Origin of the sequence: Stutzerimonas frequens, from assembly GCF_024448335.1 — a bacterium.
Taxonomy (GTDB): domain Bacteria; phylum Pseudomonadota; class Gammaproteobacteria; order Pseudomonadales; family Pseudomonadaceae; genus Stutzerimonas; species Stutzerimonas frequens.
On the sequence record NZ_JAMOHM010000018.1, the window covers coordinates 1 to 18,664 of the forward strand.

The 18,664-nt window shown below is 61.2% G+C and carries 16 protein-coding genes; 7 read left to right on the plus strand and 9 right to left on the minus strand.

Annotated elements, in window-relative coordinates; translation table 11 throughout:
• Window positions 1-132: 132 nt before the first annotated feature.
• The 4 genes from ahpC to secA form a co-directional block, all read right to left on the minus strand.
• Window positions 133-696 (minus strand): alkyl hydroperoxide reductase subunit C, encoded by a 564-nt coding sequence (gene ahpC / locus NAO55_RS19080; RefSeq protein ID WP_003284760.1) that lies wholly within the window; start codon window positions 694-696, stop codon window positions 133-135.
• Window positions 697-869: 173 nt separating this feature from the next.
• Window positions 870-1,811: a Nudix family hydrolase gene (locus tag NAO55_RS19085; RefSeq protein ID WP_102839757.1), complete on the minus strand. Its 942-nt coding sequence runs from the start codon at window positions 1,809-1,811 to the stop codon at window positions 870-872.
• A gap of 137 nt (window positions 1,812-1,948) precedes the next feature.
• A complete protein-coding gene (argJ, locus tag NAO55_RS19090; RefSeq protein WP_102839756.1) occupies window positions 1,949-3,166 on the minus strand; it encodes a bifunctional glutamate N-acetyltransferase/amino-acid acetyltransferase ArgJ in 1,218 nt (405 codons plus the stop codon).
• Between the two features lie 107 nt (window positions 3,167-3,273).
• Window positions 3,274-6,012, minus strand: a complete 2,739-nt coding sequence (gene secA / locus NAO55_RS19095; RefSeq protein ID WP_102839755.1) for a preprotein translocase subunit SecA — start codon at window positions 6,010-6,012, stop codon at window positions 3,274-3,276.
• Between the two features lie 271 nt (window positions 6,013-6,283).
• Here secA and NAO55_RS19100 point away from each other — a divergent pair, with 271 nt between their 5' ends.
• From NAO55_RS19100 to NAO55_RS19115, 4 genes are all read left to right on the plus strand, one after another.
• Window positions 6,284-6,739 (plus strand): DciA family protein, encoded by a 456-nt coding sequence (locus NAO55_RS19100; protein WP_102839754.1) that lies wholly within the window; start codon window positions 6,284-6,286, stop codon window positions 6,737-6,739.
• Between the two features lie 119 nt (window positions 6,740-6,858).
• Window positions 6,859-7,323 (plus strand): multidrug transporter, encoded by a 465-nt coding sequence (locus NAO55_RS19105; RefSeq protein ID WP_102839753.1) that lies wholly within the window; start codon window positions 6,859-6,861, stop codon window positions 7,321-7,323.
• Window positions 7,324-7,408: 85 nt separating this feature from the next.
• A complete protein-coding gene (locus NAO55_RS19110) occupies window positions 7,409-7,663 on the plus strand; it encodes a YebG family protein (RefSeq protein ID WP_063540087.1) in 255 nt (84 codons plus the stop codon).
• A gap of 113 nt (window positions 7,664-7,776) precedes the next feature.
• A complete protein-coding gene (locus tag NAO55_RS19115; RefSeq protein ID WP_102839752.1) occupies window positions 7,777-8,043 on the plus strand; it encodes a DUF3509 domain-containing protein in 267 nt (88 codons plus the stop codon).
• A gap of 163 nt (window positions 8,044-8,206) precedes the next feature.
• Here the strand turns inward: NAO55_RS19115 and NAO55_RS19120 are convergent, their stop codons facing one another.
• The 4 genes from NAO55_RS19120 to NAO55_RS19135 all read right to left on the minus strand — a co-directional run bounded on the left by NAO55_RS19120 (window position 8,207) and on the right by NAO55_RS19135 (window position 15,458).
• Window positions 8,207-10,828, minus strand: a complete 2,622-nt coding sequence (locus tag NAO55_RS19120) for a LuxR C-terminal-related transcriptional regulator (RefSeq protein ID WP_102839751.1) — start codon at window positions 10,826-10,828, stop codon at window positions 8,207-8,209.
• Window positions 10,829-11,078: 250 nt separating this feature from the next.
• Window positions 11,079-12,440 carry a DUF1329 domain-containing protein gene (locus NAO55_RS19125; protein WP_102839750.1) on the minus strand — a complete coding sequence of 454 codons (1,362 nt, stop codon included), beginning with the start codon at window positions 12,438-12,440 and terminating at the stop codon, window positions 11,079-11,081.
• A gap of 97 nt (window positions 12,441-12,537) precedes the next feature.
• On the minus strand, window positions 12,538-14,370 hold the full coding sequence (locus NAO55_RS19130) for a DUF1302 domain-containing protein (protein WP_102839749.1): 1,833 nt from the start codon (window positions 14,368-14,370) through the stop codon (window positions 12,538-12,540).
• A gap of 530 nt (window positions 14,371-14,900) precedes the next feature.
• On the minus strand, window positions 14,901-15,458 hold the full coding sequence (locus NAO55_RS19135; protein WP_102839748.1) for a hypoxanthine-guanine phosphoribosyltransferase: 558 nt from the start codon (window positions 15,456-15,458) through the stop codon (window positions 14,901-14,903).
• 259 nt (window positions 15,459-15,717) lie between these two features.
• On the opposite strand from NAO55_RS19135, the gene upp reads away from it, so the two are divergent.
• The 3 genes from upp (at window position 15,718) to NAO55_RS19150 (ending at window position 18,004) form a co-directional block, all read left to right on the plus strand.
• Window positions 15,718-16,356, plus strand: a complete 639-nt coding sequence (gene upp / locus NAO55_RS19140) for a uracil phosphoribosyltransferase (RefSeq protein WP_013983760.1) — start codon at window positions 15,718-15,720, stop codon at window positions 16,354-16,356.
• Window positions 16,357-16,358: 2 nt separating this feature from the next.
• Window positions 16,359-17,618, plus strand: a complete 1,260-nt coding sequence (locus NAO55_RS19145) for a uracil-xanthine permease family protein (protein ID WP_063540092.1) — start codon at window positions 16,359-16,361, stop codon at window positions 17,616-17,618.
• A 74-nt stretch (window positions 17,619-17,692) separates the two neighbouring features.
• Window positions 17,693-18,004, plus strand: coding sequence for a YkgJ family cysteine cluster protein (locus NAO55_RS19150; protein WP_063540093.1), 312 nt, complete (start codon window positions 17,693-17,695; stop codon window positions 18,002-18,004).
• A gap of 58 nt (window positions 18,005-18,062) precedes the next feature.
• Here the strand turns inward: NAO55_RS19150 and NAO55_RS19155 are convergent, their stop codons facing one another.
• Window positions 18,063-18,581, minus strand: a complete 519-nt coding sequence (locus tag NAO55_RS19155) for an acyloxyacyl hydrolase (RefSeq protein ID WP_079329204.1) — start codon at window positions 18,579-18,581, stop codon at window positions 18,063-18,065.
• Window positions 18,582-18,664: the final 83 nt, after the last annotated feature.

Genomic DNA, 18,664 nt, shown 5'->3' on the forward strand with positions numbered 1-18,664 from the left:
TGTCCAACATGAGCAGCGGTACCCCGTACGGAATTCAGGAAATAAAACGCCCGGACGGTTCGCGTCCAGGCGTTGGGTTGCCAGAGGGCTTTGACCAGCCCCCCCCAGCACGCAGGGCAGATAGGCGAAGCCTTAGATCTTGCCGACCAGGTCCAGCGACGGAGCCAGGGTCTTCTCGCCTTCTTTCCACTTGGCCGGGCAGACTTCGCCCGGGTGAGCGGCGGTATACTGAGCGGCTTTCAGCTTGCGCAGGGTCTCGGACACGTCACGAGCGATCTCGTTGGAGTGGATCTCGACGGTCTTGATCACGCCTTCCGGGTTGATCAGGAAGGTGCCGCGCAGCGCCAGACCTTCCTCTTCGATGTGCACACCGAAAGCGCGGGTCAGCTGGTGAGTCGGGTCACCGATCAGCGGGAACTGAGCCTTGCCAACGGCCGGCGAAGTTTCGTGCCAGACCTTGTGCGAGAAGTGGGTATCGGTGGTGACGATGTACACCTCGGTACCGGCCTTCTGGAACTCGGCGTAGCTGTTGGCAGCGTCTTCGATCTCGGTCGGGCAGTTGAAGGTGAAGGCAGCCGGCATGAAGATCAGCACGGACCACTTGCCCTTGAGGGACTCTTCGGTGACTTCGATGAATTTGCCGTTGTGGAAGGCATTGACTTTGAAAGGCTGGACCTGAGTGTTGATCAAGGACATCTACTAACTCCTTAGCGGGTTAAGAATTTGACGGGGCCTACGATAGCGCAACCAGACGCATAACGTTATTGATTAAGGGAATAGCACCGATTACATATATCTATCAGTGAAACATCCGATCGCGCGTGTATGCGGCGACAGCTACGCCAGTGACCAGCCACGCCGGCCACGGTTCAATCTGGCCAGAAGGATCGGATTGCAGCGACACCCTGAGCCCCAATACGCACCGCGTGAGCGAGGTCCGCTTCGCCCAGTCCCCCAAGCAGATAAACCGGCTGATTGAACCCTGCCAACAGCGGCGCGACACGCGTCCAACCTAACGGTGAGCTATCCGGATGGCTGGCAGTGGCTCGCACCGGCGACAACGTGACGAAATCTACTCCCAATGCCGTGGCCAATTCCAGCTCCCTTGCATCATGGCACGAGGCTGCAAGCCAGCGCTCACCCGCTACAGGGCGAGCAGCGCCATCGAACAGTCGGAGCTGCTCCGCCGTCAGGTGCCAACCGGCATCCGGAAAGTCGCTCGCCCAGTCCAGCGGTCCCTTGAGCATGACCCGCGCACGACCTGCGCATAGGGCAAGCACCCGCTCGGCGAGCGATCGATAGTCGAGCGATGAGAGCGAAGGTGCACGTAGCTGAATCAGCTCGAAACCTGCGTCGAGCGCCTGTGCTAGCCCGTCGAGCAGCCGCTCGGCGGACAGGCCATCCGGTGTGATCAGATAACGCTGGGGCAGGCGGGCGGCAGCGACAATCGGCCGATTGGCCGCAGGAAAGCGATAAGCAGCGAGTTCATCGGCCGGCACCCACTTCAACGGCTGCCCTTCGACGCCATGCGGTTCGCCAATGAATGCAGTAACCTCCCAGACGTCCAGGAGGACATGCTTGTCCGGGTAGTCATGACGCACCTGGATCAGCGGGCGAGCCGCCGTGACCTGAATCGCCAGCTCCTCCAGCAGCTCGCGCGCCAGCGCCGCTTCGACCTGCTCACCTGCCTCGACCTTGCCGCCCGGGAATTCCCAGAGGCCACCCTGATGCTTGTCGAGTGGTCGCTTGGCGATCAGCACCGCGCCTTCAACGCCGCGAATGACCGCTGCAGCGACATGAACCCGCTTCATTCCCGCATCTCCTGTCGGCTAGCTTGCGCCCTGGGCCGGGAGAGCCGGCCACACCTGGCTCATCCTGTCGTCGCACTTTGGCCAATCACCGGCCATCCGCTGCGAGACGCTCGCGCAACGGAGGCTACCAGTCGCCGTCAGGTGCGGTACTCGGCGTTGATCTGCACGTACTCGTGGGACAGGTCGGTGGTCCAGATGGTCTCGCTGCAGCTGCCGCGGCCCAGTTCGATACGGATGGTGATCTCTTCTCGCGCCATCACCGCGGCGCCCTGCTCTTCGGTATAGCTGGGCGAGCGTCCGCCTTGGCTGGCGATGCAGACCTCGCCGAGGAACACGTCGATCTTGCTCACATCCAGTTCCGGCACACCGGCGTAGCCGACGGCGGCGAGGATGCGACCCCAGTTCGGGTCGGAGGCGAACAGTGCGGTCTTGATCAGTGGCGAATGGGCCACGGCGTAGGCGACATCCAGGCATTCCTGATGATTGCCACCCCCGTTGACCTGCACGGTGACGAACTTGGTTGCGCCCTCACCGTCGCGGACGATGGCCTGAGCCACTTCCATGAACACTTCGAGCACCGCCTGCTTGAGCTTGCCGAACAGCTCGCCGGAGGCGGAGGCGATCTCCGGCAGCGCCGCCTGGCCGGTGGCAATCAGCATGCAGCAGTCGTTGGTGGACGTGTCGCCGTCGATAGTGATGCGGTTGAAGGACTTGTTCGCCGCATCGCGCACCAGATCCTGCAGCACGTTGCCGGCGACCTTGGCGTCGGTGGCGATGTAACCGAGCATGGTCGCCATGTTCGGCCGGATCATCCCGGCGCCCTTGCTGATACCGGTGACAGTGACGGTCACACCGTCGTGCTGGAACTGTCGGCTGGCGCCCTTGGGCAAGGTGTCGGTGGTCATGATGCCGGTCGCGGCCTCGGCCCAATGATCGGGCGAGAGGTCGTCGAGCGCGGCCTGCAGTGCCGACTCGATTTTCTGCACCGGCAGCGGTTCGCCGATCACGCCGGTGGAAAACGGCAGCACGGCAGTCTCGTCGACACCGGTCATTGCCGCCAGCGCGGCGCAGGTGTGACGGGCATCGGCCAGGCCCTGCGGCCCGGTGCCGGCGTTGGCGTTACCGGTGTTGGTCAGCAGGTAGCGCACCGGACCGTGCATGCGTTCGCGGGTGATCAGTACCGGCGCGGCACAGAAGGCGTTGGTGGTGGTCACTCCAGCCACTCGCGAGCCTTCGGCACAGCGCATCACCACCACGTCCTTGCGGCCGGGGCGCTTGATGCCGGCGGAGGCGATGCCCAGCTCGAAGCCGGGAACCGGGTGCAGCGTAGGTAAAGGACCAAGACCGACAGCCATGGGACGCTCCTTCAGACAGTGGTGGCCAACAGGCCAGGTAACAGGGAGAAAAACGCCGCGAGCGGCACAGGCCGGTCGCGGCGCGGATCAACGGGACGAGGTCGCGCTTACTGGACCTGACCGTGGCAATGCTTGTACTTCTTGCCCGAGCCGCACGGGCAGGGCTCGTTGCGTCCGATCTTCGGCTCGGTACGTACCGGAACGGCAGCGACGTCGGGTTGCCCTTCGACTTCCGCGTCCTCCTCCGGCTGGTCCAGAGCCGACACCTCGGCGTGCTGGAACTGCATGCGCTTGGCCAGCTCCTCGGCTTCGCGGCGCAGACGGGCTTCTTCTTCGGCCGGATCCTCGCGGCGAACCTGAACATGGGAGAGCACGCGGATGCTGTCGCGCTTGATCGATTCGAGCAGGTCCTGGAACAGCGCGAAGGACTCGCGCTTGTATTCCTGCTTCGGGTTCTTCTGCGCATAGCCACGCAGGTGAATGCCGTGGCGCAGATGGTCCATGGTCGACAGGTGTTCTTTCCACAGGTCGTCGAGCACACGCAGCACGATCTGCTTCTCGAAGGAACGTAGCGCTTCGGCGCCAGCCAGCTCTTCCTTCTCGTTGTAGGCGGCCAGCAGCGCGTCGAGAATGCGCTCACGCAGGGTTTCTTCGTAGAGTTTCTCGTCCTCGTCGAGCCATTGCTGGACCGGCAGGCGCGTACCGAAGTCGCTGTAGAGCACCGCTTCCAGGCCCGGGATGTCCCACTGCTCCGGCAGCGACTGCGGCGGAATGTGCGCGCTGATGGCCGCATCCAGCGCTTCCTGGCGGAACTCGGCGATGGTCTGACCGATTTCATCGGCGGCCAGCAGGCTGTTGCGCATGTGGTAGATCACCTTGCGCTGCTCGTTGGCCACATCGTCGTACTCAAGCAGCTGCTTGCGCATATCGAAGTTGCGCCCTTCGACCTTGCGCTGCGCCTTCTCGATGGCGTTGGTGACCATGCGGTGTTCGATGGCCTCGCCGGATTCCATGCCCAGCGCCTTCATGAAATTCTTCACCCTGTCGGAGGCAAAGATGCGCATCAGGCTGTCTTCCAGCGACAGGTAGAAACGGCTCGAGCCCGGGTCGCCCTGGCGACCCGCACGACCACGCAGCTGGTTGTCGATACGCCGCGATTCGTGACGCTCGGAGGCGATCACGTGCAGACCGCCCGCTTCCAGCACCTGCTGGTGACGCTTCTGCCAATCGGCCTTGATCTGCGCGACCTGCTCTTCGCTCGGATTCTCCAGCGCCGCCACCTCAACTTCCCAGTTGCCGCCGAGGAGGATGTCGGTACCGCGGCCCGCCATGTTGGTGGCGATGGTCACCGCGCCGGGACGACCAGCCTGGGCAATGATCTCGGCTTCCTTGTCGTGGTGCTTGGCGTTGAGCACCTTGTGCTCGAAGCCTTCCTTTTCCAGCAGGCGCGAAACGTATTCGGACGTCTCGATGGTGGCCGTGCCGACCAGCACCGGACGCCCCTGCTCGCGGCATTCCTTGATGTCGGCGATGATCGCGGCAAACTTCTCCTCCTGGGTCAGATAGACCAGGTCGTTGAAGTCCTTGCGCGCCAGCGGCTTGTTGGTCGGAATGACCACCACCGGCAGGTTGTAGATCTGTTGGAATTCGAATGCCTCGGTATCGGCGGTACCGGTCATGCCGGATAGCTTCTTGTAGAGGCGGAAGTAGTTCTGGAAGGTGGTCGAGGCGAGGGTCTGGCTTTCCGGCTGGATCTGCAGCCCTTCCTTCGCCTCGATGGCCTGGTGCAGGCCTTCGGAAAGCCGGCGGCCCGGCATGGTCCGGCCGGTGTGCTCGTCGATCAGCAGCACCTGATTGTTCTGCACGATGTATTCGACGTTGCGGTGAAACAATTTATGCGCACGCAGACCGGCATAGACGTGGGTCAGCAAGCCCAGGTTGTGTGCCGAGTACAGGCTTTCACCCTCTGCCAGCAGCCCGGCCTGGGTCAGCATCTCCTCGATGTACTGGTGGCCCTGCTCGTTCAGTTCGACCTGGCGCGTTTTTTCATCGATGCTGAAGTGCCCTTCCTGAGTAACGACGCCCTCTTCTTCCTCGATATGCTGCGTAAGCCGCGGAATCAGTTGATTGATCTGCTGGTACAGCTTGGAGCTGTCCTCGGCCTGACCGGAGATGATCAGCGGAGTACGCGCTTCGTCGATGAGAATGGAGTCGACTTCGTCGATGACGGCGAAGTTGAGCTCACGCTGGTTCTTCTCTTCCAGGCTGAACGCCATGTTGTCGCGCAGGTAGTCGAAGCCGAATTCGTTGTTGGTGCCGTAAGTAATGTCAGCGGCATAGGCAGCACGCTTTTCTTCCGGCGGCTGGAACGGTGTGACGATACCGACGGAGAGGCCGAGAAATTCGTACAGCGGGCGCATCCAGTTGGCGTCGCGGCGGGCCAGGTAGTCATTGACCGTGACTACGTGCACACCCTTGCCGGCCAGCGCATTGAGGTACACGGCCAGGGTCGCCACCAGGGTCTTGCCTTCACCGGTACGCATCTCGGCGATGCGCCCCTCATGCAGGGTCATGCCGCCGATCAGCTGCACGTCGAAGTGGCGCATGCCCATCACGCGCTTGCCAGCCTCGCGGCAGACGGCGAACGCTTCGGGGAGGATCTGATCGAGGGTTTCGCCTTTCTCGAGACGGGCCTTGAACTCTTCGGTCTTGCTGCGCAGTTGCTCGTCGGAGAGCGACAGCATCTGCTCTTCGAGTGCATTGACGGCTTGCACCGCCTTGAGCATGCGTTTGACTTCACGCTCATTCTTGCTTCCAAAGAGTTTCTTCAATAAAGGCGCAAACATATCGACAAAGACTTCCATGCTGGGGATGGAGGCACGTCCGCGAGGTCACGGCTGCGTGCAAAGCGGCCATTCTACTCGGAAACGGCACTGAGGAAAGGTGCCTGACTGCGCAGTGCGGCGACCCGCCGATGGCGCTGGCAGGCGACCGTTCGGCGCTCAACATGGGGCTCGCCAAGCCACATTTCAACCAGACGCCACCCTCCAGCGGCCGGCTTCGGCCTTGCGCGCATCTGCTACCATGAGCACCGTTATCACGGATCTTCCGACCATCATGGCTTTTCGCCCATCACCGGCCCGCGCCCCAGCCTCACTGCTACGCGAAGCAAAGCCGCTCAGAGCCTTGTTCGGTGAGGCGCTGCGACTCGAGCGCCTTCAGAAGTTGCTGGAAAGCCAATTGCAGCCGGCTGCGCGCGAACATTGTCGGGTGGCATCCTGGCGTGAAGGCTGTCTGCTGCTGATCGTCACCGATGGCCATTGGGCCACGCGCTTGCGTTACCAGCAGCGCCGCCTACAGCGCCAGCTGGAAGCCATGGATGAGTTTGCCGGACTGCTCCGCATCCAGTTCAAGGTGCAGCCACCGCCACCACCGAGACACAAGCCCGCCGCTACGCCCCCACTGTCGAGCAACGCGGCAGACAGCATTCAGGCCGCCGCTCAGGGCATTCGTGATCCGGGACTGAGGGCCGCACTCGAGCGCCTGGCCAGCCGCGGCAAAACCAGCGACTGACATCCTGCTACAAATGCGCGCCGCGTCCTTGCGCAGCCTCGGCCGGCACGGGTTAGCATGAGCCCGTCAATGCGGAGGTGTTCCATGTCGCTAAGCCGTTTGTTCGCAGGAGCGCGCTCATGCTGATCGGCGCCCTGCTCATCCTCACCTGGCTGGTACTGCTGATCCGCTACCCGCTGAGGGCCGTGCCGATCTCGCTGGGGGCCGTGCTCGGCCTCGCACTCGTCGCCGGCTGGGTGCTCTGGCAGGAACATCGTGAGGAACAACTGCTGGCGCGTCTCGAGATTCGGCTGAGCCACGACCCGCAGCGCTGTCCGGGCGCTCAGCCGCTGCACGTGCAACTGGTCAACCACACGGACAGGAAACTGCAGAGCCTGCAATGGGAAGTGGCCGCCTATTTTCCGGGCTCACGCACAAACCTTGCACGCCGTGCCTACGATGCTCCCACCTACCAGGGGCCCGGCGATCTGCAACCTGGCGCCCGTTGGGAATCCTGCCTGCCCCTGCCGCTGCTGCGCAGCGGATATCGCGCCGCGACCTTGGAGTTTCATGCCGAGCGGCTGCAAGGACATTTCATTCGCTGAAGCAACGGCACACTACCAATCTTCGCCGCACCCGCTTATACTGTACAAATAAACAGTATCAATCTGCCAATAACCGAGGTGGTAAATGGCCGTCGAAGTGGTGTACCGCAGCAGTCGGGACCTGGAGCGTTTGTTCATGGATAAAGCCGAAGCCGATCGTCATGACAAAATGCTGGAGCTGGCCGAGACGCTAGCCACGGTTCTGCAGCAGGCTTCGCCATCGCTCAGCGAGCAGCAGGCCGAGGACATCGGCATCTATATGGCCAAGCATCGAGAGCTATTCGCCAAGGCGTTCAAGAGCAGCCCGGAAGCACTGTCAGAGTTGATAAGCGGCGCCTGAGCTCAGCGCGCAGGGCATGCGGCCTTTCGCTGCACACGCGCCGATCTGCGGGGGAAACTTGTCGCTACCCGCCGGGTCCATTGCTGGCAGCCACCCCATACAGGTATCCAGGCATGACGAGTCCATTCCAGAAGATCAGTGATGTGTTTCGTCCCCGCTATAACGTCAACTTCAGCATCGAGAAGCCGGACGGCAGCATTCTGCTTACGCTGACCAGTGCTGAGGGTGTCGCGGTCAAGCGTTTCATCAGTGCGCAACAGTGGCGCGATCAGCAGCAGTTGCAGCGCTTGATCACCAGCCTGCAGGTTAGTCTGGCCATCGAACGCGGCGAACAGTTACCGCCTCGAGGCGCCTCGATGCTCCAACCCGTCTCGCTGTAGGAACACCAACCTGATTGCCTGCAGGTTGCCCGCTTCACCTTACCCCGCCTCAAAACAACAACAACAAAGATCTTACCCGTCGACTGTCAGTCCCTGACTCGCAGCGCACCGTTGTGCCTGGGCTTTGCCGCCCTGGCGCAACGGTGAAGCCTATCCAGATACCTCAGAGCCAGGCCAACGCCTTGGCCTTTGCCACCGCCTGCGTTCGACGCGCTACGCCCAGCTTGGTATTTATTCGGCGGGCATGCGTCTTGACCGTATGCAGAGAGATGAATAGCTGCTCGGCGATTTCCTGGTTGGAACAACCCTGCGCGATCAGCCGCAACACGGTCAGCTCACGGTTGCTGAGCACGGTTTCATCCGTTATCGCCTGTACCGTCTCCGGCTCACGCTCGTAGTGGAGTAGGCGCTGGCGAAGCGACTCGCCTTTCGCCGTAGCAGGCAGAACGCGAGCCAGCCACTGGGGTTGGCGGTGGTGAAGCTCGTAAAGCGGCTTCACCAGATGCTGACGAGCCGCCTCGGCCAGCGCCGAACGCAGCTCCGTTTCGGCTTCGGCTGTCTGGCCCGCGGCCTGAAGCGCCTCGGCCAGGCTAAAGCGGCATTCACATGCCAGCCCCAGCCGCTGGGTCCGCAGGTTCTGCTCGACCTGTGCGCGCAGCTCGGTGATCGCTCGCTGTGGCTGCCCCTCCAGCACATCGATGACCGCAAGATAGCGCCGCAGCCGGGGTAGCAGCTCGTAGAATCCGGAAGGCGACAGGTAGCCGTGCCCCTCGTAGAGATCCAATACCTGACAGAGCGCACTTCGGGCCTTGCGCAACTCTCCCTGGTGGAGCCACGCGACACCGTTGATGAGCGGCAGAATTCCTCGAAAACGCGCCTCCGGAACATGACGCCACTGTGAAAGCCGCTCGGCGTCGCGCAACCAATGATAGGCACAGGCGAATTCCTGGCTTCGCGCGGCCAGCTCGGCCAGCCCGACATAGCCGAAGAAGCAGTAGGAATCGCCACAGGTCTCGGTCTCCTCCTTGCCGAGCTGATAGGCTTCCTGAGCAGGCTCATCAAGCCCCTGATAGGCCAGCAGATGACCCTGCAGAAGTTGCAAGCGGCCGATCAATGGACTGTGCCGAACCGTTTCGCGGAGGGCCTGCAATGCCTCATTCAGCACACCAACCGCGCGCTCGAACTCACCGGTGAGCTCCAACAGCTGGATACGGTCCACGCTGAGCATCATCTCGTAAAGCACGCTGCCCTTGAGCCGAGCCAGCTTCATACCTTCGCTGTTGTACTGTTGCGCCAGCTCCAGCTTGCCCTCGGACATCGCCTGCTGGGTCAGCACCTGATAGCAGAGCACGCGTTGCGCCCAAGCATGATCGGACAGCACCTCAAGCGCCTGCAGGCAATTTTCCCGAGCCCCAGGCTCTCCACGCAAGCGCGCGAGAAAGCCTCGCAACGCCTGCCATTGCGCCAGCAGTTGCGCCTGCCGTCGGGCATCGGGCTGAGGAAAGAATTTGGCCAGTTCGGCCAGACAGTCTTCCACTTCATCCAGACGCGCCGAGATGATCAATGCCCATCCCTGAAGCACGATCAACCGCGTGGTACTGGCAAACAGATCCTGCGGCAGCTCGCTTCGCCATTTGAGGAATCGCGAAACGTTGTCGCCGATCAGCAACTGTTCCTGCCCGTAACGCTGCAGGTAATTGGCCGCCACTTCCGGCTGGCCTGCCCACAGGGCATGCTCCACCGCCTCGCGCATTTCGCCGCGGCTGGCGAACCATTGACAGGCCCGCAGATGCACCTGGGTCGGCGCAGCCGCATCAAGGCGTTGGAGCATCAACGCCAGCGGCTTCCACAAGCGAAACCACTCGCCGCAATTGTCGATCTGCCTGATGAATAGCTGGCGCGTCTTGAGCACATCGAGAATTTCACTGCCGACGCCGTCCAGCACATGGTCACAGAGCTCGGCAGAAAAACGCGGCATACGCGCCAGGGCCAGCAGCGCGCGACGCACTTCGTCGCCCAGCCCGGCCAGAACCTCGCGTTGCACGTAGTCACGCAATAACGGCGTGCCGGCCACAAGCCGCTCGCGCAGCGCCTGCTCATCGGCGCCGAGCAGCATCAGGCAGACGCCCGCCGGCCACCCTTCCATACCGCGGTGGAGCTGTTGAAAACTTTCCGGCGAAAGCGCCATTCGCTGAGCAGCGAGCATTCGCTCGAGCTCATCCTCGGTGAAGGCGAGAGCCTCGGCATCGAGTTCGCACAGATGTCCCTGCAACAAAAGCCGTGGCAGCTTCCATGCAGGCTGACGACGACTGGAGACCCACCAGCTGACCGATGTAGGACCAATGTCCAGCAGCATATCGAGGCAGGCGTCCAGCGCCGCATCGCAGTCGCGCGGGTAATCGTCGAGCATGATCCACAGAGGCTGCCGCAACCGGCGCAGCAGCGTGAGAATTGCAGTGTCGGCGCTCCCGACCAGCTCATCTTGCTGACCCAGGGCTCCGCTGAGCTGGCTGTACAGAGCGCCCACACTACAGGCCCGTCCGCCCAGGTCCAGCCACACCATGTGCGTGCCCTCCGGCACGAGCCGAGCGCACTCGCTCATCAGCACGGTTTTGCCGAATCCTGCCGGAGCACAGATCAGACGCAAGCGACAATCGGCGGCGAGCAAAGACTGAACGAGTCTCGGCCGCCCTATGTGCGCCGGCGGAAGTCTCGGAATAGACGCGAGTTGGTCTGCGGCTCCTGCCTCTGCACTGAGCGCATCAGGAATGAAGCGTACGGACATGGCGACGGTTCTCTTATTCGAATCAGTCCATTGAAACACAGCGCGGCCTCGCCCGACGCTACCATCAATGGCATGCCCATCGTCAGCGAGGCATCCGCGCCCGGCGGCGAACGCAGACGCTGGAACGACTCTTTTCGGTTGCGAACGAGCCGGGAAACGAACCAGTAAGCTGAAATTATCATCCGCTGGTTCGAAACAAAAAAAAAGGCGGCCAGTCGGCCGCCTTATTCATCAGCTGGATGGAACCCGATCAGCGAACTCCGGCGTTACGCAGAGCTGCTGGCGTGAAGTCCCGGGCGGACGCACGGTAACCGTACTCGTGGGGCTTTTCCTCATTGCTCATGCCGATGGCGATGTAGCGACCGGAGATGATGTCGTACAGCGCTTCGAACGCATAAGCGGGCACCTTGTGCTGGTAGTACTGAAGCGAATGGGCTTCGCCTACCCGCCACAGTTGACCACGACCGTCGTACAGCTCCGACTGGACGATGGTCCAGCTGTCTTCGTCAACGAAGAAACGACGCTTGGCATAGATGTTCCGCTCGCCGCTCTTGAGCGTGGCCTCGATCTCCCAGACGCGGTGCAGCTCATAGCGCGCCAGATCCTGATTGACGTGACCAGCCTTGATGATCTGGTCGTACTTCAGGTCGCTGGAGGCGATCTCATAGCTGTTGTAAGGGATGTACAGCTCTTTCTTGCCGATCAGTTTCCAGTCGTAGCGATCCGGGGCGCCACTGAACATGTCGAAGTTGTCAGTGGTACGCATACCATCGGAAGCGGTACCCGGTCCGTCGTAAGCAACCTGCGGCGCGCGGCGAACACGACGCTGACCAGCGTTGTAGATCCAGGCCTGACGCGGCTCCTTCACCTGATCCAGCGAGTCATGCACCAGCAGCACGTTACCAGCCAGTCGCGACGGTGCTGTCACGCGCTGTTTGAAGAACAGCAAAGCGTTCTTGGCGCGTTCCGGATCCAGGTCCGTCATGCCCAGCGGGAAGGCAACCTCGTCCTCGAAGTGGACCATTGTGTAGCTGCCGTTGGTTTGCGGAGTCGCCTGAACGATGTTGCGTCGCACATTGCCGCCGCGATAGCGGGTGATGTGGTTCCAAATCACCTCCAAGCCGTTCTTCGGAATCGGGAAGGCGTAATAGCGGCTGTCGGTGAAGTTGGCGAGACCATTGCCACCTTCGACGAGCTCGGTATTCAGCGCGCTTTTCTTGGCGGCCTCATAGATCTCGTCCGGGACCGCTACGGAGCGGTGAGTCGGAAAGACACGAATTTTGTAGGTTTCCGGGTAGCGTTTGAACATGGCCATCTGACCTGCGGTCAGCTTGTCCTTGTACTGCTCGGCGTTCTGCGCGGTGATCACGAACTTGGGTTGTTCGTCCTTGAACGGGTTGGTCAGATGACCATTCTTGAGCGGCGCGGCATCGGTTTTCAGGCCACCGGTCCACTCCGGAATGGTGCCGTCTGCGTTACCAGCCTTCTCAGCACCCAGCGGCGTGAGGGACGTTCCGAGTTTGGCGGCTTCTTCGGGGGAAACCGCGGCCATCACACTGCTGGCGAGCAGAGAGAAGGCCAAGACACTGAATAGCTTTCTTGTTGTTTTCATACGATTCCAGTTCCTCTTGATCTTGTTTACCGGAGGCCTTGCTTATCGTCGTTGTCCGGCCGACCTTCCTCATCGGCCGGACACAGCGCTGGTCTCCTTAGAAGTTCACGCCCACGCTGAACGCGAGGAAGTCGCGATCAACCAGCGTGTTGTAGTCGCCGCCGAAGAAGTCGGTATAGGACAGGCTGGCGGTGTACATGTTTTGGTATACGGCATCCACACCGACGCTGACTGCCTTGGCGCCTTCGTTGAACAGACCGTTGGGGCCGTAGCCGTCAACGTCGTGGGAGAAGGAGACATTCGGCGTCAGGTTCACGCCGGCGAACACGTTGTTGTAGTCGGCCAAAGCACGCAGACGGTAGCCCCAGGAGTTGGCGGTAACGAAGCCGTCCCAGCCGTAACGAGCCGCAGATTCAATGTTGTTAGGCTCAACACCTACTGGCGTGCCGTAGATCGCATCACGCCCATAACGAACATCCCGCTTGCTTTCCAGCCCACCGACATGGGCATAGCCAATCTCGCCCACGACAGTCACACGACCCGCTCCCAGAACTTGATCAAAGAAATGGGTGAAGGTGGTCTGGATCTGGGTGATTTCCTTGCGGTTGTAACCCCGATTATCCCGCCCAGCCTGGGCAAATGCGCCAGGGACATCGCCAACCTCAAGCGAGCCACCGATACCAGAAGCAAGCGTAAACGTCGTATCCGTGGTATTGATCTGCAAGGGTGCATTTGGGCGGTAGCTGATTTCACCAGCCCAGGCAGTCCCGGTCGGCAGCGTAGTAGAGAAGCTCAGGCCATAGAGCCGAATATCTTCAGGATATTCGAGGTAATACTGACCACGACCAAGCAAGGTGCCAAGCAGCGCGGCACGGGCTTGTGCAGGGCCCAACGCACCAGCAGCGCCAGCAGCGTCGAGCGCAGCAAGGATGCCGGCCTGATCAGTGTTCTGCATACTCAGGTTCGGAGTTCGGCTGTGATAGTTCATGAAGTACGCACCGTACTCGGTGGAATCACCAAGCCAACGCAGCGCAATACCGAACTGCCCCGAATCACGCGCGTCGCGATCGCCCCCACGAGGCACCAGCAAACCCTCACCGGAAGTCGTTACACCGAAGGCCCCCAGTAGCGCACGATCCATCGCGGTGAGCCCGTCGAGGATGTAGTAATTGTTATCGCACCCATCTGCAGCCACATCGTTACTGGCAAAGAAAGTACCGCAGTTATCAGCGATAGTCTGATCCCACTCAAGCTGATAGAAAGCCTCCATGCTCAAACGATCACTCAAACTTTGAGATACGTAGAACATGTTTACCGGAATCAGGCCTTCCTTAATCTCGGCACCAGGCCTGCGGAACGCAGCAGCATCCAGTGGGTTGATCGAATTGATGCTATTGCCGATAAACGTACTTTCACCCCAACTCACCACTTGCTTGCCAAGACGAACGGTACCTGGCAAATCGCCGACGGAATAGTTGTGATAAACGAACGCATCAAGAATCTGCGCACCCGAAGATTGGGCCGCTTCTTTCCGATTGCTGTCGCTGATGTCCTTGAACAGTCGACTCTCATCCTTCAGTTCGAAGTCGTACCAGTATTTGCCACGGACAAAAGCGCCGCTATCGCGATAACGAAGTTCGAGATCGTGCACACCCTTGAAAATCTTCGAGAAGGTCTCGCCCTTCTTGAAATTCAGACGACCATCGTCACCAGTCTGAGTATATCCAGTACCTCCATTGGATTTGCCCACTAGATCCATATCCGCCTCATCCATGGCCCAGCTAGCGCCGATGGACATGGACGAGTCGAGTTGCCCTTCGATCTCTCCGATATTGAAGTTCACGGCGTAGGCCGGGGCGGCAGTGCCCAGCGCAACGGCGAGAGCTAGAGACTTCGGCTGGAAGATTCCTTGCCTTGTTGTTTTTGTCATGAGGCGCTCCTGGTTGGTTCGAAGTGCGTCAACCCTACCCAGACGTAGAAGGAGGGTTAAGCGCACTAAGGTTTGATTTAGCTTGTAATCCTTTAGTATGAATAGCCTTTCCAGCAGTGGCTTTCAGCGTGATTTCGTTCGGCCATGCGTATTAAGGACGTTCTGAGCTTAGCCGCGAACGCTAGCAGCGCAAAGCCCGCCGCAGAGCCTTTCGTGCGGTTGGAATGGAGAAATGTCGGCTGGTTATCCGAAAGTAGTATTCATCACGCCGATAAGGCAGCCCAATCCGCCTGGATTAAGGCAGCCGGCATTGTGAACCGCGAAAGGCAGCCAGCCCAACAACGAGCGGATCAGGCGTGAGCACGCCGCCGCTGCGTTACTTTAGGAAGCGCAATGGGGCCAATCGAAACGTAACCGCTGTAGCTCCCAGATCGAAGCGCGCATGGCTGTCGCCAGGACGACGAATCGTCGCGGCCACGTGGCTGCGCACCCATTGCGGGCGCGCACGACAATGAGCCCCGCCGAGACGCTTACATGCCTTTTACGGCGTAGATACCCGGGGCGTTGCGCCAGTAGCCCTTGTAGTCCATCCCATAGCCAAAGATATAGCGGTCGATGCAGCTGAGCCCAACGTAGTCCGCTTTCAGATCCGGGCGCGCCTTGCGCTGGTGGTCCTTGTCAATCAGCACGGCGGTATGCACGGCAGCAGCCCCGGCATGACGGCAGAAATCGATGATTGCGCCCAGCGTGTGCCCCTCATCCAGGATGTCATCGATGATCAGCACATCGCGATCGATGAAGGAAATCTCCGGCTTGGCCTTCCAGAACAGCTCGCCGCCGCTGGTCTCGTTGCGGTAACGGGTCGCATGCAGGTAGGACAGCTCGAGGGGGAAGTTCAGCTTCGGCACCAGTTTGCCGGAGAAGATCAGCCCGCCATTCATGACACAGAACACCACCGGATTGCGCTCGGCCAGCTCGGCGTTGATGGTTTCGGCAACCTTGGCGATCGCCGCTTCGACTTGCTCCTCGGTGTACAGGCAGTCTGCCTCGGCCATGACTTGGCGAATATGTGCGAGATCGACGGACATGAAGCGATTCCCCCAGAGAGTTTAGTTGGGAGCACCAGCCGGGGCTGGCAGCTCGTGCGGTTGAATCGCCGTATTGCCCGGCGAACCCGGACAGCGAAAAACCTGACCGAACAGCCGGTTTTCGGCCGTCCGCGAAAGGGCGGGGAAGATACCCACCCTCGCCGTGCGCAGCAAGTCTGCTGGCCGGATGACACGCGAATAGCCGCTGACCCGACGATGCTTTAATCTAAGCCGGTTTATTTGCCCGCCGGAGCCCACAATGCCCATTCGAGAGATCCGCCACCCGCTGATCCGCCACAAGCTCGGCCTGATGCGCCGTGCAGACATCAGCACCAAGAACTTCCGTGAACTGGCGCAGGAAGTGGGCTCGATCCTCACTTATGAAGCGACTTCGGATCTCCCGCTGGAACACTACAGCATCGACGGCTGGTGCGGCCCGGTGCAGGTGGAAAAGATCTCCGGCAAGAAGATTACCGTAGTACCGATTCTGCGTGCCGGCATCGGCATGCTCGATGGCGTGCTCAGCCTCATCCCCGGCGCCAAGGTCAGCGCGGTCGGCATCGCCCGCAATGAAGAGACGCTGCAGGCGCAGACCTACCTGGAAAAGCTGGTTCCGGAAATCGAACAGCGCCTGGCGATCATCATCGACCCGATGCTCGCTACCGGCGGTTCGATGGTCGCCACCATCGACATGCTGAAAAAGGCGGGCTGCAAGGAGATTCGCGCTCTGGTCCTGGTCGCCGCACCGGAAGGCATCGCCGCCGTCGAGAAGGCGCACCCCGACGTGCTGATATTCACCGCCTCCATCGACCAGCGCCTGGATGAGCACGGCTATATCGTTCCGGGCCTGGGCGATGCCGGTGACAAGATCTTCGGCACCAAGCAGAAGGACATCTGAGCATGTCGCATCCCGAGGAGCCGGTAGGCCGGCAGGTACTGGCCGGCGCGCAAATGCTGTTCGTCGCCTTCGGCGCACTGGTGCTGATGCCACTGATCACCGGCATGGACCCCAACGTCGCTCTGTTCACTGCCGGTCTCGGCACGCTTCTGTTCCAGCTGGTCACCAAGCGTCAAGTGCCAGTATTCCTTGCATCGAGCTTCGCCTTCATCGCCCCGATCATCGCTGCCAAGGGCGAGTTCGGCCTGCCTGCGGTCATGGGCGGCGTGATGGCTGCCGGGCTGGTGTACATCGTGCTCGGCTTCGCCGTGCGCCTGAAAGGCCCGGGCTTCATTGACCGCCTGTTGCCGCCCGTGGTCATCGCACCGGTGATCATTTCCATCGGTCTGGCACTGTCGCCGGTAGCAGTGAACATGGCCATGGGCAAGGCCGGCGACGGCAGCGCCCAACTCATCCCGTACCACACGGCAATGCTCATCTCGATGCCAGCGCTGGTCACCACGCTGTTGGTGGCGGTGCTGGGCAAGGGTCTGTTCCGCCTGGTGCCGATTCTCGCCGGGGTCGCCGTTGGTTACGGGCTTTCGCTCATCTTCGGCGTGGTCGACACCAGCGGCATCGCCGCAGCACCCTGGCTGGCGATGCCCAACTTCATCGCGCCGGAGTTCAACATTGGCGCCATCCTGTTCATGGTCCCGGTCGCCCTGGCCCCGGCGATCGAGCACATTGGCGGCGTGGTCGCCATCGGCAGCGTGACCGGCAACAACTATGTGAAGAAGCCGGGCCTGCATCGCACGCTGCTCGGTGACGGCGTGGCGACGTCCGCGGCCGGCCTGTTCGGTGGGCCGCCGAACACGACCTACGCCGAAGTGACGGGCGCGGTGATGCTGACCAAGAACTACAACCCGAAGATCATGACCTGGGCGGCGATATTCGCCATCGCGCTGGCCTTCATCGGCAAGTTCGGCGCCGGCTTGCTGAGCATTCCGGTACCGGTCATGGGCGGCATCCTCTGCCTGCTGTTCGGCTCGATCGCCGTGGTTGGCCTGAGCACCCTGATCCGCCACCAGGTCGACCTGTCCGAAGCACGCAACCTGATCATCGTCTCGGTGACGCTGGTGTTCGGCATCGGTGGCATGGCGATCGGCTACGGCGAGTTCACCCTGTCCGGCATCTCGCTGTGCGCGATCATCGCGCTTCTGCTCAACCTGGTGCTGCCCGGTGGTGAGGGGTGGCGCAACAAGCAGCTGAACGAAGAAGTCTGAAACTTGCGGCCCCAGCGTCCGCTGGGGCCGTCCGCCTCTCTGCCCGAGTCGATCACATCGGCTAGACTGCCGTCATGACTGACTCGACCATCCCGCTCAAGCAACTCGAAGACCCCATCGTCAGCTGCTCCACCTGCGCGGCGTGCTGCTGCCGTCTCGAAGTCATGCTGTTCGGCGATACCGGTGTACCGCAGCGATTCATCGACAGGGATAGCTGGGGCGGCGAAGTGATGCGGCGGCTGGATGACGGCTGGTGCGCGGCGCTTGACCGGGACAGCATGCGCTGCACTATCTATGCACATCGCCCGCTGATATGCCGCGAGTTCGAACTGGGTTCGCAGGATTGCCGCGAGGAGCGCAAGGGCAGCGCCACGGCGTATGGCTGAGGCCGCCTGAGGGAGCGCTGCAGGGCCGGCGACAGCCCTGCAGCCTGGACGCTATCGCTTAGAACGCCATCCGGTAGTGCAGAGCGTAGCTCTCGACGCCGTCGTTCGGCTTCTTGATACCCGCGTTGGAGTAATGGATCGCCCGTACGCCGACCTCATGGCCGCCGGCGAAGCGCAGACCCGCACCGATACGGTCCTCGAACTGGAACGACGACCCCAGACGGTTGCCTTCCACCTCGGTGTTTTCGAACGCCGCCACACCGATACCTGCCTCGACGTAAGGCTTGACCGACTGACCGGCGAACTCGTAGACGAAGACCGGTGCCAGTGAAATGCTGTGATTGCTGGTGGACTCGTCACCCTCCCAGTAGGTGTAACCCGCATCCCAATAGCCGGTCAGTCGCCCGACGCTGGTCTGGAACCAGCTCCTATTGAAGTCGAATTGCGCACCCAGGCGATAGGTCATGGTCGACTCGTCGGTCTGGCCGACCGCAACGGTGAAGTCCACAGCGTGAGCAGCCGCCATCTGCCCGACCGAGAGTGCCGCTACTGCAGCCAGGGTAAACAGTTTTTTCATGGGAACTTCCTTATAAAAACACTGCGTTTGTTTGGTTAATTATCGCCAGCATCAATTGAGAAACTCCGCCGCGGCGGGAGTTC

Bases quoted from the DNA above. Each gene is read 5' to 3' on its own strand.
- ahpC (WP_003284760.1), bottom strand. From the start codon at position 696: ATGTCCTTGATCAACACTCAGGTCCAGCCTTTCAAAGTCAATGCCTTC.
- NAO55_RS19085 (WP_102839757.1), bottom strand. From the start codon at position 1,811: ATGAAGCGGGTTCATGTCGCTGCAGCGGTCATTCGCGGCGTTGAAGGC.
- argJ (WP_102839756.1), bottom strand. From the start codon at position 3,166: ATGGCTGTCGGTCTTGGTCCTTTACCTACGCTGCACCCGGTTCCCGGC.
- secA (WP_102839755.1), bottom strand. From the start codon at position 6,012: ATGTTTGCGCCTTTATTGAAGAAACTCTTTGGAAGCAAGAATGAGCGT.
- NAO55_RS19100 (WP_102839754.1), top strand. From the start codon at position 6,284: ATGGCTTTTCGCCCATCACCGGCCCGCGCCCCAGCCTCACTGCTACGC.
- NAO55_RS19105 (WP_102839753.1), top strand. From the start codon at position 6,859: ATGCTGATCGGCGCCCTGCTCATCCTCACCTGGCTGGTACTGCTGATC.
- NAO55_RS19110 (WP_063540087.1), top strand. From the start codon at position 7,409: ATGGCCGTCGAAGTGGTGTACCGCAGCAGTCGGGACCTGGAGCGTTTG.
- NAO55_RS19115 (WP_102839752.1), top strand. From the start codon at position 7,777: ATGACGAGTCCATTCCAGAAGATCAGTGATGTGTTTCGTCCCCGCTAT.
- NAO55_RS19120 (WP_102839751.1), bottom strand. From the start codon at position 10,828: ATGTCCGTACGCTTCATTCCTGATGCGCTCAGTGCAGAGGCAGGAGCC.
- NAO55_RS19125 (WP_102839750.1), bottom strand. From the start codon at position 12,440: ATGAAAACAACAAGAAAGCTATTCAGTGTCTTGGCCTTCTCTCTGCTC.
- NAO55_RS19130 (WP_102839749.1), bottom strand. From the start codon at position 14,370: ATGACAAAAACAACAAGGCAAGGAATCTTCCAGCCGAAGTCTCTAGCT.
- NAO55_RS19135 (WP_102839748.1), bottom strand. From the start codon at position 15,458: ATGTCCGTCGATCTCGCACATATTCGCCAAGTCATGGCCGAGGCAGAC.
- upp (WP_013983760.1), top strand. From the start codon at position 15,718: ATGCCCATTCGAGAGATCCGCCACCCGCTGATCCGCCACAAGCTCGGC.
- NAO55_RS19145 (WP_063540092.1), top strand. From the start codon at position 16,359: ATGTCGCATCCCGAGGAGCCGGTAGGCCGGCAGGTACTGGCCGGCGCG.
- NAO55_RS19150 (WP_063540093.1), top strand. From the start codon at position 17,693: ATGACTGACTCGACCATCCCGCTCAAGCAACTCGAAGACCCCATCGTC.
- NAO55_RS19155 (WP_079329204.1), bottom strand. From the start codon at position 18,581: ATGAAAAAACTGTTTACCCTGGCTGCAGTAGCGGCACTCTCGGTCGGG.